The organism is Kitasatospora sp. CMC57 (genome assembly GCF_045866025.2).
GTDB lineage: Bacteria > Actinomycetota > Actinomycetes > Streptomycetales > Streptomycetaceae > Kitasatospora.
The window spans coordinates 672,890-689,210 of record NZ_AP035881.2 but is presented as its reverse complement, the minus strand read 5'-3'; the positions used below and the strand labels follow the sequence as shown (position 1 = coordinate 689,210).

Genomic DNA, 16,321 nt, shown 5'->3' with positions numbered 1-16,321 from the left:
CGGTGAGGATCGGTGCCTGACTGTCGGTCAACAGTCGCACTCAGGCGACGGTGACGACGATCTTTCCGCGGGTGTGGCCCTCGGCGTTCAGACGCTGCGCGTCGGCGGTGCGCTCCAGCGGGAAGGTGGCGGCGACCTCGACGGTCAGCAGGCCCTGGTCGGCGAGCTCGGCCAGCGCGGTGAGGTCGGCGGTGTCGGGCCGGACGAAGACGTACCGGCCGCCGAGCGCGAGCACGGCGCCGTCGGCGATCGAGGCCAGCCGGCCGCCCTCGGCGAGCAGCTCGGGGGAGACCTGGAGGGCGTCGCCGCCGACCAGGTCGAGGACGGCGTCCACGCCCTCCGGGGCGAGCGCGCGCACCCGGTCCGCCAGGCCCTCGCCATACGCGACCGGCTCGGCGCCGAGGCCGCGCAGGAAGTCGTGGTTGCGCTCGCCGGCGGTGCCGATCACCCGGGCGCCGAGCGCGGTGGCGATCTGGACCGCGAGCGAGCCGACGCCGCCGGCCGCCGCGTGCACGAGGACGGTCTCGCCGGGCTTGACCTCCAGTGCGCGGGTGAGCGCCTGGTAGGCGGTCAGACCGGCCAGCGGCAGACCGGCCGCGGCCTCGAAGCCGAGGGAGGCGGGCTTGTGGGCCAGGGTGCGGACGGGGGCGGCGACGTACTCGGCGAAGGTGCCGCGGCCGACCATGTCCTCGCGGACGTACCCCATGACCTCGTCGCCCGGCGCGAACTCGGTGACCGAGACGCCGACCCGCTCCACCACGCCGGAGACGTCCCAGCCCGGGATCACCGGGAAGACCACGTCCATCATGCTGTCCAGGTAGCCCGCCTGGATCTTCCAGTCCACCGGGTTGACCGACGCGGCCTTGACCTTGATCAGCACGGCGTCCGGGCCGAGCTTGGGCTCGGGGACCTCGCCGAACTCCAGGACGTCGGGGCTGCCGTAGGTGCGGTACGTGATGGCCTTCATGGCGGTGCTCCAGAACAGAAAGGGTTGATGTGCTGGATGGTTGAACCCATCAAGCAATAATTCGAAGGTAGACCTCGATGATTGAGGATGTCAAGTAATCGGGCCTACACTCGACGCATGACCCCGACCACACCACCCGAAGGATCCGAGCAGCTCATGGAGCAGCTCGCCCACGCCGCCGCCTGCTACTACCGGAGCTTCGCCGTCGTGGCCGGCGGCCAGGGGCTGACCCTGATCCAGGGCAAACTGCTCGGGCTGCTCCAGCGCCCGCTGCCCATGCGCGCCCTCGCCGAACTGCTCGGCTGCGACGCCTCGAACATCACCGGCATCGTCGACCGCCTGGAGGGGCGCGGACTGGTGCGCCGGGAGGCCGACCCGGCCGACCGGCGGGTCAAGGTCGTCGTGCTGACCTCCGAGGGCGAGGGCGCCGTCCAGCGCATCCGCGCCGAGATCACCGCGGGCCTGCCGGGTCTCGCGCGGCTGGACGCGGAGGGCCGCCGGGAGCTCTCCGAGCTGCTCGCGCGGGCCTTCTCGACGGGCGGGGCCTGACCCGGTCCGGTCGGACCGGGGCGTTCGTGATCCGTCAGGGCGTCATCTTCCACGTCGGCGCGCCCAGGGGGCCAGCGTGGTGGCCGGGAAGCGGCGCGCTCGGCGGATATGGTGTCGGTCACAGTGATCGAATTGAGCTGACGGCCCGTCAGACGACCTGACGGTCCGTCAATTCTTGGGCTGTGCACCCCGTCGAGCAGATGACGGATCGTCAGTTCTGCTGCCGATCAGGCCAGTCGGGGCCTCGCGGACCCACCGACTCGACATCTCGGGGGGTTAGCATCGGCCCGGTTGTCCGCTTCGGCCCGGAGCGCCGTGCCCGTCAGGGGCGTGCGGCGCGGTCCCCCCAGGGCCTGGCATCGGTCATGGACGGGGGAGACGGACAGGGGCGTACGACGGTGACGACGCAGATCTCCACCCGGCAGGACGAGGCGGCGGGCCCGCTCGCGCTCTACTCCGCAGGCGCGGCCCCCGCGCCCCGCACCCTGCTCGACGTGCTGGAGGCCACCACCCGGGAGCACCCGGGGGAGCCCGCGCTCGACGACGGCCACACCACGCTGACCTACCGCGCGCTGGCCGCCGAGGTGGAGGCGCTGCGCCGCCGGCTGGCCGCCGCCGGGATCGGGGCCGGGGACCGGGTCGGGGTCCGGGTGCCGTCGGGCAGCAACGACCTGTACGTCTCCATCCTGGCGGTGCTCGCTGCCGGTGCCGCGTACGTCCCGGTGGACGCCGAGGACCCGGACGAGCGGGCCGAGCTGGTCTTCGGCGAGGCGGCCGTGGCCGCCGTGCTCGGCGCCGGGCGCGCGCTCACCGTCACCGGCCGTCCGACCACCGGCCGCCCCGGGGCCCGGCCCACGCCCGCCGAGGACGCCTGGATCATCTTCACCTCCGGCTCGACCGGGAAGCCCAAGGGCGTCGCCGTCACCCACGCCAACGCCGCCGCCTTCGTGGACTCCGAGGCCGCGCTCTTCCTCCAGGAGGAGCCGATCGGGCCGGGGGACCGGGTGATGGCCGGGCTCTCGGTCGCCTTCGACGCGTCCTGCGAGGAGATGTGGCTGGCCTGGCGCCACGGCGCCTGCCTGGTGCCCGTGCCCCGGGCGCAGGTGCGCGGAGGAGCGGACCTCGGTCCCTGGCTGGCCGAGCAGGAGATCACCGTGGTCTCCACCGTGCCCACGCTGGCCGCGCTCTGGCCGGCCGAGGCGCTGATCGAGGTCCGGCTGCTGATCTTCGGCGGCGAGGCCTGCCCGCCCGAACTGGTCCAGCGCCTGGTCACCGAGGGTCGCGAGGTGTGGAACACGTACGGCCCCACCGAGGCCACCGTGGTCGCCTGCGGCGCGCTGCTCACCGGCGAGGGCCCGGTCAGGATCGGCCTCCCGCTGGACGGCTGGGAGCTCGCCGTGGTGGACGAGGCCGGACAGCCCGTCCCGACGGGCGGCACCGGCCAGCTGGTGATCGGCGGCGTCGGCCTGGCCCGCTACCTGGACCCGGAGAAGGACGCCGAGAAGTACGCCCCGCTGGAGTCGCTCGGCTGGACCCGCGCCTACCGCAGCGGCGACCTGGTGCAGGCCGACCCGGAGGGTCTGGTCTTCCTCGGCCGGAGCGACGAGCAGATCAAGCTCGGCGGCCGCCGGATCGAGCTCGGCGAGGTGGACGCCGCCCTCCAGGCGCTGCCCGGGGTGGCGGGTGCGGCCGCCGCCGTCCGGACCGCCAAGGGCGGCAACCAGCTGCTGGTCGGCTACCTGGTCACCCAGCAGGGCTGGGACCAGGCCGCCGCCGTCGAGCAGCTCCGGGCCGAACTCCCCGCCGCCCTGGTGCCGTTGCTCGCACCGGTGGAGAGCCTGCCGACCCGGACCTCCGGCAAGGTGGACCGGAACGCGCTGCCCTGGCCGCTGCCCGGTCTGACCACCGGTGGGCCCGGCGAGCAGCTCTACGGCACCGAAGCCTGGCTGGCCGAGCAGTGGACCGAGATCCTCGGTGTCCAGGTCGGCAGCGCCCAGGACGACTTCTTCGCGATCGGCGGTGGCAGCCTGGCCGCCGCCAGGCTGACCACCCTGCTGCGCACCCGCTACCCGGCCGCCGCCGTGCTCGACATCTACCAGCAGTCCACCCTGCGCAAGCTGGCCCGGCACCTGGAGCGCTCCGCCCAGGGCAACGGCGCCGCCCGCACCATCGCCCTGGTGCCCACCCGGGCCAAGGTGGTGCAGACCCTCCTGCTGCTGCCGCTGTTCACCCTGGTCGGGCTGCGCTGGACGGTCGGGCTGCTGGCCCTGGGCAACGCGCTGGCCTGGTTCGGCGACTACCCCTGGGCGCCGACCGCCTCCTGGTGGGCGGTCGGCGCGGGCGCGCTGCTGCTGTTCAGCCCGCCGGGCCGACTGGTGATCGCGGCGGGCGGCGCCCGGCTGCTGCTGCGCGGGGTGCGCCCCGGCAGCTACCCGCGCGGCGGCGGCGTGCACCTGCGGCTGTGGACCGCCGAGCGGCTGGCCGAGGTCTCCGGCGCCACCGCGCTGTCGGGCGCCTGGTTGGTCCGCTACGGCCGCGCGCTCGGCGCCAGGATCGGCCCCGAGGTGGACCTGCACTCGCTGCCGCCGGTCACCGGCCTGCTCCGGCTCGGCCGGGGCTGCGCGATCGAGGCCGAGGTCGACCTGTCCGGGTACTGGCTGGACGGTGACCGGCTGGAGGTCGGCCAGGTCAGGGTCGGCTCCGGCGCGGTGATCGGTACCCGTAGCACCCTGCTCCCGGGCGCCCGGGTCGGCAAGCGCGCCCAGGTCGCGCCCGGCTCCGGGGTCACCGGCCAGATCCCCACCGGCCAGCGCTGGGCGGGCGCGCCCGCCGTCAAACTCGGCAAGGCCGAGCGCAGCTGGCCCAAGCAGCGCCCGCCGCGCCGGGCCCGCTGGGCCGCGCTGTACGGCGCCAGCGGTCTCGGCCTGAGCCTGCTGCCGGTGCTCTCGGGGCTGGCCGCGCTGCTGGTGGTCAGCCGCTTCGTGCACCCAGGCGACGCTCTGGGCACCGCGCTGTCCGGTGCCCTGCTCGCCCTGGTGCCCGCCACGCTGGCCTACGGCCTGGTGTACGCCACCCTGCTGCTGGCCGGCGTCCGCCTGCTGAGCGTGGGTCTGCGGACCGGCAGCCACCCGCTGCACGGCCGGATCGGCTGGCAGGCCTGGACGGTCAGTCAGCTGATGGACCTGGCCCGGGGCACGCTCTTCCCGCTCTACGCAGGCCTGATCACCCCGTACTGGCTGCGGGCGCTCGGCATGAAGATCGGCAGCCGGGCCGAGGTCTCCACGGTGCTCGCACTGCCGAGCCTGACCACCGTCGGGGACGGCGCCTTCCTGGCTGACGACACCCTGATCGCCCCGTACGAACTGGGCGGCGGCTGGCTGCGGCTCGGTGAGGCGGAGATCGGCGAGCGGGCCTTCCTCGGCAACTCGGGGATGACGGCGCTCGGCCGGGCGGTGCCCGACCGGGGGCTGGTCGGGGTGCTCTCGGCCACGCCGAAGAAGGCGAAGAAGGGTAGCTCGTACCTCGGCATGCCGCCGATGCGGCTGCCCCGGTCGGCCGACACCGCCGACCAGAGTCTGACCTACGACCCGCCGGCCCGGCTGCTCTGGGCCCGGGGCCTGGTCGAGGTCTGCCGGCTGGTGCCGGTGTTCGCCTCGGCCGGGCTGGGCGCGCTGACGCTGGCCGTGCTGGCCCAGCTGGCCGCCACCGGTTCGGTGCTGCTCGCCGCGCTTCTCTCGGGTGTGGTGCTGCTGGGCGCCGGGCTGGCCGCCTGCCTGGTGTCGGCGGCGGCCAAGTGGCTGCTGGTCGGCCGGTTCCGCGCGGTCGAGCACCCGCTGTGGAGCGGTTTCGTCTGGCGCAACGAGCTGGCCGACACCTTCGTCGAGGTGCTCGCGGTGCCCTGGCTGATCGGCGCCGTGCCGGGCACGCCGGTGCTGAACGTCTGGCTGCGGGCGCTCGGCGCCAAGGTCGGCCGGGGCGTCTGGTGCGAGACCTACTGGCTGCCCGAGGCGGACCTGGTCACGCTCGGGGACGGGGCCACCGTCAACCGTGGCTGCGTGGTGCAGACCCACCTCTTCCACGACCGGATCATGCGGATGGATACTGTGATCCTTCGCGAGGGAGCCACCCTCGGCCCCGGCGGCATCGTGCTGCCCGGGAGCACCATCGGCGCGCGCAGCACCCTGGGGCCCGCCTCGCTGGTGATGCGGGCGGAGTCCGTCCCCGCCGACACCCGCTGGCTGGGCAACCCGATCGAGTCCTGGCAGTCCTGACGGACCGGCACACACAACGCAGGAGCGTACGACCCGTGAGTCCCAAGCAGGTGCCGGCTCCCGGCGTCGACCCCTACTTCCCGACCCACGGGGACGCCCGCTACCGGGTACACCGCTACGAACTCGCGCTGGACTACCGGCCCGGGCCCAACCGCCTGGGCGGCTCGGCCCGGCTGAGCGCGGTGGCGGGCGGGGCGGCGCTGGCCGAGTTCGCGCTCGACCTCGCCGAGTTCCGGATCGGCCGGGTGCTGGTGGACGGCAAGGCCGCGCACTACACCCACCGGGCGGGCAAGCTGCGGATCCGTCCGGCCAAGGCGCTCGCCGCCGGGGCGGCGTTCACCGTCGAGGTGCACTGGACCGGCAACCCCAAGCCGGTCCGCAGCCAGTGGGGCGGCCTGGGCTGGGAGGAACTGACGGACGGTGCCCTGGTGGCCAGTCAGCCGATCGGCGCGCCGTCCTGGTACCCGTGCAACGACCGCCCGGCGGACAAGGCCAGCTACCAGATCTCGGTCACCACCCCGTCCGCGTACACGGTGGTGGCCAGCGGCCGGCTGCTCACCAGGACCACCCGGTCCTCCAGCACCACCTGGGTGTACGAGCAGTCCGCGCCCACCGCGAGCTACCTGGTGACGGTCTCGATCGGCCAGTACCAGACGGTCCGGCTGATCGAGGGCTCCGCGGCCCCGTCCTCGTCGAACCGGGCGGTGCCGCAGACCGCCTACGTCCCGGCCCGGCTACTGGCCGAGTTCACCACCGACTTCGGGCGGCAGGCCCGGATGATGTACCACTTCGAGGAGCTGTTCGGCCCGTACCCGTTCGGCGAGTACGCCGTGGTGGTGGCCGACGAGGAGCTGGACGTCCCGGTCGAGGCGCAGGGCCTGGCCACCTTCGGCACCAACCACCTGGACGGTAGCCGGACCTCCGAGCGGCTGGTCGCGCACGAGCTGGCCCACCAGTGGTTCGGTAACAGCGTCACGATCGCCGACTGGCGGCACATCTGGCTGAACGAGGGCTTCGCCAAGTACGCCGAGTGGATCTGGTCCGAGCGCTCGGGCGGTCGCAGCGCCGCCGAGCACGCCGCCGCCGCGCACGCCCTGCTGGCCGGGCTGCCGCAGGACCTGCGGCTCGGCGACCCGGGCCGGAAGCTGATGTTCGACGACCGGCTCTACCAGCGCGGCGGTCTGACCGTGCACGCGCTGCGCTGCGAGCTCGGCGACGACGCCTTCTTCCGGCTGGTGAAGGAGTGGGCGGTGCGGAACCGTCACGGGGTGGTCAGCACGGCCGACTTCACCGCGCACGCCGACCGCTACGCGGCCGCGCCGCTGGACGGGCTGTTCCACGCCTGGCTGCACGACCCGTTGCTGCCCCCGCTGCCCGTGGCGCGCTGACCGGGCGTCAGGGGCGTGGTGAACTGACCGGGTGTCAGCGGCGGCGGTGGGACCGCCGGGCCGGGCGACGTCGGCGGCGCCGGAGCAGCAGCAGAACCGCGACGAGCACCGTGCAGACCGCGCCGGCCGCCCAGCCCAGCAGCGAGGGGCCGCCGCGGTCGGCCACCACGGGGGCGGCCACCCCGGCGGCGCTGTCCCCGGTCGCCGTCGCGGCGGCCGGACCGGTGACCAGGACGACGTCGTTGCCGTCGCCGCCCCGGTAACTGATCCGGTACGTCCGACCGACGGCTTTGACCTCGGCGCCTTCCGGCAGGTCGGTGAAGGTACCCGAGACCGGGCCGGCCCCGGTGTGGTCGATGAGGGTGAGGCCGGATCCGGAGAACGCGTCCAGGGTGAGCTTTCCCGCCAGCGTGACCTGGCCGGTGACCCGCAGGGCGGCCGGACCGCCGAGCGAGAGTCGACCCGCCGGGTCCTGGTGGTAGTCGCCTTCGACGGTGACCGAAGTCGCCGCCACCGTGCCCGCGTTGCCGAGGGCCCCCTTCACCACCCCGGTACCCCCGAAGGTGGTGCCGCTCCGCACCTGCGCGTCCCCGGTCAGGGTGGCGGCGGCCATCCGGACCGTCCCCGCCGCGACCTCCCAGCCGGTCGAGCGGCCGGGCCCGGAGAGGGTGAGCGCGCTGCCGCCGGTCTTGGTCACCGGCCCGGTCGCGACCAATCCGCCCGCGTACTCGGTGTCCTGGGAGTTGTCGAGGGTCAGCCGTCCCGCGGTGACGGTGGCCCCGGCGACGCCGCTGAGGTTGCGTACGGTCTGCTCGCCCGCCTTGGTCAGGTCCAGTACGGCCTTCGGGCCGGTGAGGCCGATCCCTTCGCTGGCCCGCAGGGTGCCGCCGGCGAGCGCGAGCACGCCCCCGGCGACCGTGGTCCGGCCGGTGTAGGAGAGGCCGCCGGTGAGGGTGACGGCCGCCGGGCCCGACTGGGTGAAGGAGCCCGCACCGCTGATGTTGGCCAGCGTGACGGCGGTGGTCGCGTTGCGGGTGACCAGGGCGCCGTCGTCGGTGATCCGGTCGTCGGGGCCGCTGAGCAGTGCGCCGTCCGCCCCGGCCGCGCCGGTGCCGAGCAGCAGGGTGGCGCCCCGGCCGATCGCGGTGGTGCCGTGGTAGTTCTGCGGCGCGGCGAACGTGACCGCGTTGCCCGGGGTGGGGTTCAGGGTGACGGTGCCGGTCGCGGGTGTGTCCAGCGACTGGTGGAACTGGCCGCCGGAGATGGGGGTGCCGAGGGTGACCGGGCCGTTGTAGTCGAAGGCGAGCGAGCCGTTGCCGTGCTGGTTGGCGTGCAGGTTGATGTAGGAGTTGGCGGCGGTGGCCGGCAGGAAGAACCTGGCCGTGCTGCCGTCGCCCCACTGCACGTGGGCTCCCTCGATGTTGATGCCCCGGGTGTTCAGGTCGTGCGGGATCTTCCTGAGGTTGACGGCCGGGTCGCTGAGCGAGGGGTCGGTGTCCGGGCCCTGGTCCGAGTAGCTGTAGACGCCGGTCATCACCACCTTGCCGTCCCGCCAGGTGTGGAAGTTGATGTCGCTGCCGTACTGCCGCTGGTAGAAGTCCTGACGCAGGGTCAGCGTGCGGTTCGTCATGGCGCTGACGATGGCCGACCCCTGGTTGAGCACCTTCCGGACGTTGGGGAGTTCGAGCGGGTACTCCGCCTTGCCGAAGTGCATCCCGGTGCCGTTGTCGATCAGGCCGGAGAAGGGATGGGTGCCGGCCAGGTCCAGATCGCCCCAGAGGAAGCGCGGCTGGGTCAGCAGACCGGAGCCGCTGATGGTGCCCAGGTTGAGCTGCCGGACGGCCGAGAGCCGCAGCGTGCCGTCCACCTGGATGTTGTCGGCGTTCAGCTGGAAGCCGGGCGTCTGGTACGGGTAGTGGCCGATCACCCCCGCCGGGCCACTGCCCGTGCCGTACTGGAGCGTTGCGCCGGCCTCGACGATCACGGCGGGCGGATCGGGGTTGGTGACGGTGGTGAACGCCGGTGAGCCCGGGGTCACGCTGACGGTCTGACGGCGGCGGCTCTCGGGCAGTTGGAAGTCGCTGTCCTTGGTGAGGATCAGGACGCCGTTCCCCCGCACCCGCAGCGTCCCGGTCCCGCTCAGGACCCCGGTGTACGTGCTGGTCCCGGCGGGGAGGTTGATCACGGAGTCACCGTTGAGCATGACGTCCCGACCGGCCAGGACGGTCGCGGTGATGTCGGTCGGACCGTCCGCCGCAGCCGTGCCGGAACCGGCCACCGGACCGGCGAGTACCACCAGGGCGGCGAGCAGCCGCGCGTACTGTCGAGCCTTCAACGTGCTGTTCTCTTCCCGGCCGGATGCGAATCGTACGGTCAGGAGATGGCGGCGGTCCCTGCGGATAACACTTTTCCGGACCGCGTTCTGCGGGGTCCGGGTCCGGGACCGGCGGGGCGGTCCCGGACCCGCTCCGGTGCGGCTACCGGTGGCGGAACAGGATCCGGCCACGGGTCAGGTCGTACGGGCTGAGCTCCACGAGCACCCGGTCGTACGGCAGGATCTTGATGTGGTGCCTGCGGATCTTGCCGCTGATGTGGGCGAGCACGTGGTGCCCGTTCTCGAGCTCCACCTTGAAGGTGGCGTTGCGCATGCACTCGACGACGGTGCCGTCGATCTCGATGCCTTTCGAGATTCTCGCCATGGCGTTCTCCTGTTCGATGGGTGGTGAGGGGGTGTCAGGAACGGACCAGCTCCAGGTTGGCGCCCACCCGGCGGGCGCCGATGCTTTCGAAGAGCTCGCGGGCGGCGTGGTTGGACTCGCTGACCTCCGCCGTCGCTCTGGCGACTCCCGAGCGGTGCAGCGCGCTCAGGGTGTGGGCCAGCAACGCCCGGGCGACGCCCTGCCGTTGCCGGTCCGCCAGGACGGCGATCAGGCCGATCCGGGGCTGCCTGGGCACCGGAGCCAGCCGGAGCAGGCCGACGTACCGGCCCTCCTGCACGGCCACCGCGCACTTCGACGGGTCCGGCACGGTGACCCCGTCCGGGAGGGGGATGACCTCGGCGGGCATCGACTGCCAGCCGACGGTGGCGCCGACCTCCGCGCGGATCACCCGGTCCAGCGCGCGCAGCGGGTCCGCCGCCGCCTGGCCGGCGGGCAGGACGGTCAGGCCCGAGGGCGGCGGTAGGGCGTTGAGCCCGGTGGTGCCCGGCTCGGTGGGTACGGCGTACTGCCACTCGCGGCGGTAGGCGGTGAAGCCGAGTCGCCGCCAACTCTCCTGTGACTGCTGGTCGTTGTCGTCGACCAGAGTGTACAGCGGTGTCGGCAACCGGGCCGACAGGGTATCGGCGAGCCGGTCGAAGACCGGGCCGTCCCAGGCGTCGACGCTGACGAAGGTACGTCCGTCGGGCCTGCGCCAGGCATCGGCCCGGCCGACGACCCGGCCGTCGGCCACGGCGTGCCACTGGTCATCGGAGACGTGCAGGACCGTCACCGGCCTGCCGGTCGAGTCCGCATGTTCAGGATTCATAGGTGTCTGCCTCTCAGGAGTGCTCTGCTCTCAGGCACTCCCGGCGACACCTACGTCAATCGCCCGACCGTGAAGGACAGGGGGAGTACCCACGTGTAACAGCGTTCACGGGTCCCACCTCCTGACTACGGCTTCACGGTTCGTCCGGACGGTATCAGCCTGCCGCCACCGTGCCCAACCCATTTTCGCGAGCTGCCTCCCGGTCAGGGAGCTTGATCCGCTCTGGCCGGGCTGACTAGCCTGCCGTCATGGCCGAGTTGACCCAGCAGGACGAGCACACCCCGGGCCGCTTCGGCGCCTCCGCGACCGTGGAGGTCGAGGCCCACGAGGTGGGCCGGGTGCACACCGAGTACGCCCCCGACCACGACGGTGATCCCGATCCCGGCGAGATCGTCTGGACCTGGGTGCCGTACGAGGAGCGGGACGGCCGGGGCAAGGACCGCCCGGTGCTGGTGGTGGCCAGGGAACCCGGCGGGACGCTGCTCGCGGTGATGCTCTCCAGCAAGGGGCACGACCGGGACGCGGACTGGGTACCGATCGGCGCCGGCCGCTGGGACCGCTCCGGGCGCGACTCCTGGGTGGCGCTGGACCGGGTGATGCGGGTGCACGACCAGGGCATGCGGCGGGAGGCCTGCGCGCTCGACCGGGCGCGGTTCGACCTGGTGGTGGCCGCGCTGCGGCGCCGGTACCGCTGGAGCTGACGGTTCCGGTACCGGAGTTGGCCGTACAACTGAGGCGAGGCGTTCGTCTGACGTACGACGGGCAGACATGACCTGTCCTTCGGGCGGTCCACCGCGCGCGTTGTTCTGGGGTCGCCCACCGCCCACCCTCAACCGCAGAGGTCCACTCACCCATGGCTGAACTCAACCGTCGCCGTTTCCTCCAGCTCGCGGGAGGCGCGTCCGCGCTCACCCTGCTCTCGGAGAGCATCGCCCGGGCCGCCGCCATCCCGGCCCAGGGCAGCACCGGCACCATCCAGGACGTCGAGCACATCGTCGTCCTGATGCAGGAGAACCGTTCCTTCGACCACTACTTCGGTGCGATGAAGGGCGTCCGGGGCTTCGGCGACCCCCGCCCGGTCACCCTGCCGAGCGGCAAGTCGGTGTTCAACCAGGCGAGCGGCGGCAAGGTGACCCTGCCGTTCCGGCCGCCGGGCGAGGACCTCGGAATGGAGTTCCTCCAGGGCCTGAACCACGACTGGGCCGGCGGCCAGCAGGCGTTCAACAAGGGCAAGTACGACCAGTGGGTGCCCGCGAAGACGGCCACCACGATGGCCTACCTGACCCGCGACGACATCCCGTTCCACTACGCGCTCGCCGACTCCTTCACGGTCTGCGACGCGTACCACTGCTCGTTCATCGGCTCGACCGACCCGAACCGCTACTACCTCTGGTCGGGCCACACCGGCAACGACGGCACGGGCGGCGGCCCGGTGCTCGACAACGCCGAGGCCGGGTACGGCTGGACCACGTACCCGGAGCGGCTGGAGGCGGCGGGCGTCTCCTGGAAGATCTACCAGGATGTCGGCGACGGGCTGAACGCGGCGGGTTCCTGGGGCTGGATCAACGACGCCTACCGGGGCAACTACGGCGACAACTCGCTGCTCTACTTCAACAGTTACCGCAACGCCCAGCCGGGCAGCCCGCTGTACGAGAAGGCCCGCACCGGTACCGATGCCAAGGCGGGCGAGGGCTACTTCGACCGGCTGCGCGCCGACGTGAAGGCCGGCACGCTGCCCAAGGTGTCCTGGATAGCCGCGCCCGAGGCGTTCTCCGAGCACGCCAACTGGCCCTCCAACTACGGTGCCTGGTACATCGCCCAGGTGCTGGACGCGTTGACCTCGAATCCGGACGTGTGGGCGAAGACCGCGCTGTTCATCACGTACGACGAGAACGACGGCTTCTTCGACCACGTGGTGCCGCCGTACGCGCCGTCCGGCAGCAGCCAGGGCCTGTCCACCGTCTCCACCGCGCTGGACTACTTCGGCGGCGCCACCGGCCGGGTGGCCGGGCCCTACGGTCTCGGGCCGCGGGTGCCGATGCTGGTCGTCTCGCCGTGGAGCACCGGCGGGTACAGCTGCTCGGAGACCTTCGACCACACCTCGGTGATCCGGTTCATCGAGCGGCGCTTCGGGGTGCACGAGCCGAACATCTCGCCGTGGCGGCGTGCCATCTGCGGTGACCTGACCGCGGCCTTCGACTTCGCCCGGACCTCGACCGCGCCGGTCGCGCTGCCGCCGACGGCGGGCTACTACCCGCCCGACCGCGACCGGCACCCCGACTTCAAGGCGCCCGCCCCCGCCGTCGGCACCATGCCGAAGCAGGAGCCGGGCAGCAGGCCGACCCGCCCGCTCAAGTACGCGCCGTACGTGGACGGTTCGGCGGACATCGCCGCCGGGAAGTACCGGCTGACCTTCAGCGGCGGGGCGGCGGCCGGTGCACACTTCTACGTCACCTCGGCCAACCGCACCGACGCGCCGTGGAGTTACACTGCCGAGGCGGGCAAGACGATCGCCGACACCTGGGACACCCGGAACTCCAAGGGCGTCACCGACCTGACGGTGCACGGCCCGAACGGCTTCCTGCGCCGCTTCCGCAACCCCGGCAAGAAGGCCGGCCCCGAGGTCACCGCCCGCCACAACGCGGCCACCGGCACCCTCGACCTGACCCTCGCCAACGCCGCCACCACCGACGCTCGCCTCACGGTGGTCAACGCCTACGGCGGCACCCCGCAGACCTTCACGGTCCGCAAGGGCACCACCGTCTCCGTCCCGCTGGACCTGAGCGGCTGCCGCCACTGGTACGACGTGACCGTCACCGCAGCGGGCACCGCCGACTTCGTCCGCCGGCTGGCGGGCCACGTCGAGACCGGCGCCCCCGGTCTGTCGGACCCGGGCATCATCACCTGCTGACCTCGCACCGGTCACGCGCCGTCCCGGGTACCGCCGGGGCGGCGCGCGGCCGGGGGCTTGCCGACGCCCGGCCGGTCGGGTGGAATGGTCGGTGTGGATCATTCCCTGACTCCGAGTGCCCTGACCGATGCGCAGGTGGACGCCTACCTGGCGCGGATCGGCCTGCCGCGCCCCGCCCGACCGGATCTCGCGGCGCTGGCCGCGCTCCAGCGAGCGCACCTGGGCGCCGTCCCGTTCGAGAACCTGAGTGTGCGGCTGGACGAGCCGATCGTGCTGGAGCCCGGCGCGCTGGTGGAGAAGATCACCGACCGGCACCGGGGCGGGTTCTGCTACGAACTCAACGGGGCCTTCGCGGAACTGCTCCGCGCGCTCGGCTACCGGGTGAGCCTCCTGTCGGCCCGGGTGTTCGGTCCGACCCGACCCGGGCCGCCGTTCGACCACATGGCACTGCGGGTGGAGCTGGACGGCGAAGGGACCTGGCTGGCCGACGTCGGCTTCGGCCGGTTCAGTGAGCTCCCGCTGCGGCTGGACGGACGCGGTGAGCAGACCGACCCCGCCGGGGTGTTCACGATCGTGTCGCACGGCGAGGAACTCGACATCCGGCAGGACGGCGCGCCGCAGTACCGTCTGGACCAACGCCCGTACGAGCTGGCCGACTTCGTACCGACCTGCTGGTGGCAGGCCACCTCGCCGGACTCGTACTTCCGGCGGGCCGCCACCTGCTCACGGCTCACGGAGGACGGCCGGATCACCGTCAGCGGCACCCACCTGATCCGCACCGCCCCCGACGGCTCCCGGACCGAGCAGGAACTCGACGAGACCGCCACGCTGGCCGCGTACCGGACGCACTTCGGCATCGAGCTGGACCGCCTGCCCTGACGGCGGGTCGGGGTAGGCGCAATTCCCTGACGGGAGAAGGGGGGAAGACCGGACGACCTGGCGGTCGGCCGCAGGCCGAGCAGGTCGCGGAAGACGGCCCGGCCGCCGGACAGGGCGAGGCAGAAGGCGGCCCGGGTACGGTCCGCGAGCAGTCCGGCGATCTCGGCGAGCGACACGGGTTCATCATGCCCCCGGCACGGTTCGGCGGCGGCCGAAGCGTCCCGGGTCTAGCCTGCGGGACATGAACAGCACCGAGCACAGCTTCGAGCGGTACGCCGACGTCCGGGCCGCCCTGGCCGATCCGCACCTGGTCCCGCTGCCTGCCGAACCGGGTCCGGTCGGCACGGTGGCGTGGCTGCGGGCGACGGTGGCCCGGTTCAGCAGTGGCGCCGAGCACGCCCGCCGACGGGCGCTGGTGGAGGCCGAGTTGGCGCGGCTGGACCCGGCGGCGTTGCGGCGCTCGGCCGCCGCAGGGCCCGGCGGGGACGCCCGGCTGCTCGCGGTCCGGGCGCTGGCCGAGGTGATGGGCCTGGCGGAGCCGGACGGCGTGGCGGCAGCGGTCGGCGCGGCGGCGGCGACGTACTTCGGTGGCGTGGATCCGGCGGCCGACGCGGCGGTGGCCTGGCTGCTGCCCCGGGTCGGGGGAGCGGACCAGGCGGCGGCCGCCCAGCGGATCGGCCTGCTCGTGCAGGCGTACGAGGCGACCGGCACGCTGGTCGACAACGCCCGTACCGAGCTCGGTGGTTGCACGGTACCGGCGCTGCTCGCCGAGACCCTGCGGCACGACCCGCCGGTCCGGGTGATGCGGCGGGTGGCGGTCCGGCCGACGGTGGTCGCGGGGGTGGCGATCGCGGAGGGGGACGGGGTGCTGCTGGACCTGGCCGCCGCCAACCGGGATCCCGAACTCTTCACGGAGCCACAGCAGTTCGACCCGAGCCGGTCCGGACCGCCCGCGCTCACGTTCGGCAGCGAGCCGAGGGTCTGTCCCGGCCGGGAGCACGCGCTCGCCCTGGCCATCGGAATCCTGACGCCGCAGGCCGCGCCGACACGGTCGGCCGCGTTCGCGGCGCTGCACCGGGCCGGAGCGCCGCTGCTGCTGCCGAACGCCTGGGACCACGCCTCGGCGGCCCTCTTCGCCGAGCAGGGATTCCCGGCGATCGGCACCACGAGTCTCGGTGTGGCGGCGGCGAGTGGGCTGCCGGACGGCACCGGGGTGACCAGGAGCGAGACGCTGCGGCTGGCCCGGCGGCTGGGCGGCGGCGCCTTCCTGCTGTCGGTGGACGTCGAAGGCGGATTCAGTGACGACCTGGACGAGGTGGCGGAGTTGGCCCGGGAGCTGGCCGCCGCCGGTGCGGTCGGCATCAATCTGGAGGACGGCCGGGCCGACGGCACCCTGGCCCCCGTCGGACTGCACGCCGCGAAGATCGTGGCGGTGAAGGCCGCGGTGCCGGAGCTGTTCGTCAACGCCAGGACCGACACCCACTGGCTGGGCGGCCGGCAGGCGGAGACCGCGTACCGGCTGGACGCCTACCAACAGGCCGGTGCGGACGGGGTGTTCGTCCCGGGGCTGACCGACCGGGCGGAGATCGCGGCGGTGCTGGACCGGATCGACGTCCCCCTGAACGTGCTCTACTCGCCGACCGGCCTCACCCTGCCCGAGCTGGCCGAACTCGGCGTGGGCCGGGTCAGCCTGGGATCGCTGCTGTACCGCGCGGCGCTGGGCGCCGCCCTCGGTGTGCTGGACGAGGTCAGGGCGGGCTGTCCGGTCCGGGCCGGGGCGCCGTCGTACGACCGGGTGGCGGGCCTGGCCGGGCTCTCCTGACGCGCCTGA

Annotated in this window: 11 protein-coding genes; 7 read left to right on the top strand and 4 right to left on the bottom strand. The window is 73.2% G+C overall.

Features of this window, described 5'->3' with window-relative positions:
* Positions 1-40 precede the first annotated feature (40 nt).
* Positions 41-967 carry an NADP-dependent oxidoreductase gene (locus tag ACKUU6_RS03280; RefSeq protein ID WP_407986895.1) on the bottom strand — a complete coding sequence of 309 codons (927 nt, stop codon included), beginning with the start codon at positions 965-967 and terminating at the stop codon, positions 41-43.
* Positions 968-1,084: 117 nt separating this feature from the next.
* Between ACKUU6_RS03280 and ACKUU6_RS03275 the strand changes: the two genes are divergently transcribed.
* From ACKUU6_RS03275 to ACKUU6_RS03265, 3 genes are all read left to right on the top strand, one after another.
* On the top strand, positions 1,085-1,516 hold the full coding sequence (locus tag ACKUU6_RS03275) for a MarR family winged helix-turn-helix transcriptional regulator (protein WP_407986894.1): 432 nt from the start codon (positions 1,085-1,087) through the stop codon (positions 1,514-1,516).
* A 365-nt stretch (positions 1,517-1,881) separates the two neighbouring features.
* Entirely contained in the window at positions 1,882-5,787 is a 3,906-nt protein-coding gene (locus ACKUU6_RS03270) for a Pls/PosA family non-ribosomal peptide synthetase (protein WP_407986893.1), read from the top strand.
* Positions 5,788-5,822: 35 nt separating this feature from the next.
* On the top strand, positions 5,823-7,175 hold the full coding sequence (locus ACKUU6_RS03265; protein WP_407986892.1) for a M1 family metallopeptidase: 1,353 nt from the start codon (positions 5,823-5,825) through the stop codon (positions 7,173-7,175).
* Positions 7,176-7,209: 34 nt separating this feature from the next.
* Here the strand turns inward: ACKUU6_RS03265 and ACKUU6_RS03260 are convergent, their stop codons facing one another.
* From ACKUU6_RS03260 to ACKUU6_RS03250, 3 genes are all read right to left on the bottom strand, one after another.
* On the bottom strand, positions 7,210-9,510 hold the full coding sequence (locus ACKUU6_RS03260) for an autotransporter (RefSeq protein ID WP_407986891.1): 2,301 nt from the start codon (positions 9,508-9,510) through the stop codon (positions 7,210-7,212).
* A gap of 142 nt (positions 9,511-9,652) precedes the next feature.
* Positions 9,653-9,874: a translation initiation factor IF-1 gene (gene infA / locus ACKUU6_RS03255; RefSeq protein WP_407986890.1), complete on the bottom strand. Its 222-nt coding sequence runs from the start codon at positions 9,872-9,874 to the stop codon at positions 9,653-9,655.
* Between the two features lie 34 nt (positions 9,875-9,908).
* A complete protein-coding gene (locus ACKUU6_RS03250) occupies positions 9,909-10,700 on the bottom strand; it encodes a GNAT family N-acetyltransferase (RefSeq protein WP_407986889.1) in 792 nt (263 codons plus the stop codon).
* Positions 10,701-10,948: 248 nt separating this feature from the next.
* Here ACKUU6_RS03250 and ACKUU6_RS03245 point away from each other — a divergent pair, with 248 nt between their 5' ends.
* The 4 genes from ACKUU6_RS03245 (at position 10,949) to ACKUU6_RS03230 (ending at position 16,312) form a co-directional block, all read left to right on the top strand.
* The gene (locus tag ACKUU6_RS03245; protein WP_407986888.1) at positions 10,949-11,401 is read left to right on the top strand and encodes a type II toxin-antitoxin system PemK/MazF family toxin; all 453 of its coding nucleotides are present in this window, start codon (positions 10,949-10,951) and stop codon (positions 11,399-11,401) included.
* Between the two features lie 152 nt (positions 11,402-11,553).
* Entirely contained in the window at positions 11,554-13,611 is a 2,058-nt protein-coding gene (locus ACKUU6_RS03240) for a phosphocholine-specific phospholipase C (RefSeq protein WP_407986887.1), read from the top strand.
* Between the two features lie 84 nt (positions 13,612-13,695).
* Positions 13,696-14,490: an arylamine N-acetyltransferase family protein gene (locus tag ACKUU6_RS03235; RefSeq protein ID WP_407986886.1), complete on the top strand. Its 795-nt coding sequence runs from the start codon at positions 13,696-13,698 to the stop codon at positions 14,488-14,490.
* A gap of 241 nt (positions 14,491-14,731) precedes the next feature.
* A complete protein-coding gene (locus ACKUU6_RS03230; protein ID WP_407986885.1) occupies positions 14,732-16,312 on the top strand; it encodes a cytochrome P450 in 1,581 nt (526 codons plus the stop codon).
* Positions 16,313-16,321: the final 9 nt, after the last annotated feature.

Bases quoted from the DNA above. Each gene is read 5' to 3' on its own strand.
- ACKUU6_RS03280 (WP_407986895.1), bottom strand. From the start codon at position 967: ATGAAGGCCATCACGTACCGCACCTACGGCAGCCCCGACGTCCTGGAG.
- ACKUU6_RS03275 (WP_407986894.1), top strand. From the start codon at position 1,085: ATGACCCCGACCACACCACCCGAAGGATCCGAGCAGCTCATGGAGCAG.
- ACKUU6_RS03270 (WP_407986893.1), top strand. From the start codon at position 1,882: ATGGACGGGGGAGACGGACAGGGGCGTACGACGGTGACGACGCAGATC.
- infA (WP_407986890.1), bottom strand. From the start codon at position 9,874: ATGGCGAGAATCTCGAAAGGCATCGAGATCGACGGCACCGTCGTCGAG.
- ACKUU6_RS03250 (WP_407986889.1), bottom strand. From the start codon at position 10,700: ATGAATCCTGAACATGCGGACTCGACCGGCAGGCCGGTGACGGTCCTG.
- ACKUU6_RS03245 (WP_407986888.1), top strand. From the start codon at position 10,949: ATGGCCGAGTTGACCCAGCAGGACGAGCACACCCCGGGCCGCTTCGGC.
- ACKUU6_RS03240 (WP_407986887.1), top strand. From the start codon at position 11,554: ATGGCTGAACTCAACCGTCGCCGTTTCCTCCAGCTCGCGGGAGGCGCG.
- ACKUU6_RS03235 (WP_407986886.1), top strand. From the start codon at position 13,696: ATGGTCGGTGTGGATCATTCCCTGACTCCGAGTGCCCTGACCGATGCG.
- ACKUU6_RS03230 (WP_407986885.1), top strand. From the start codon at position 14,732: ATGAACAGCACCGAGCACAGCTTCGAGCGGTACGCCGACGTCCGGGCC.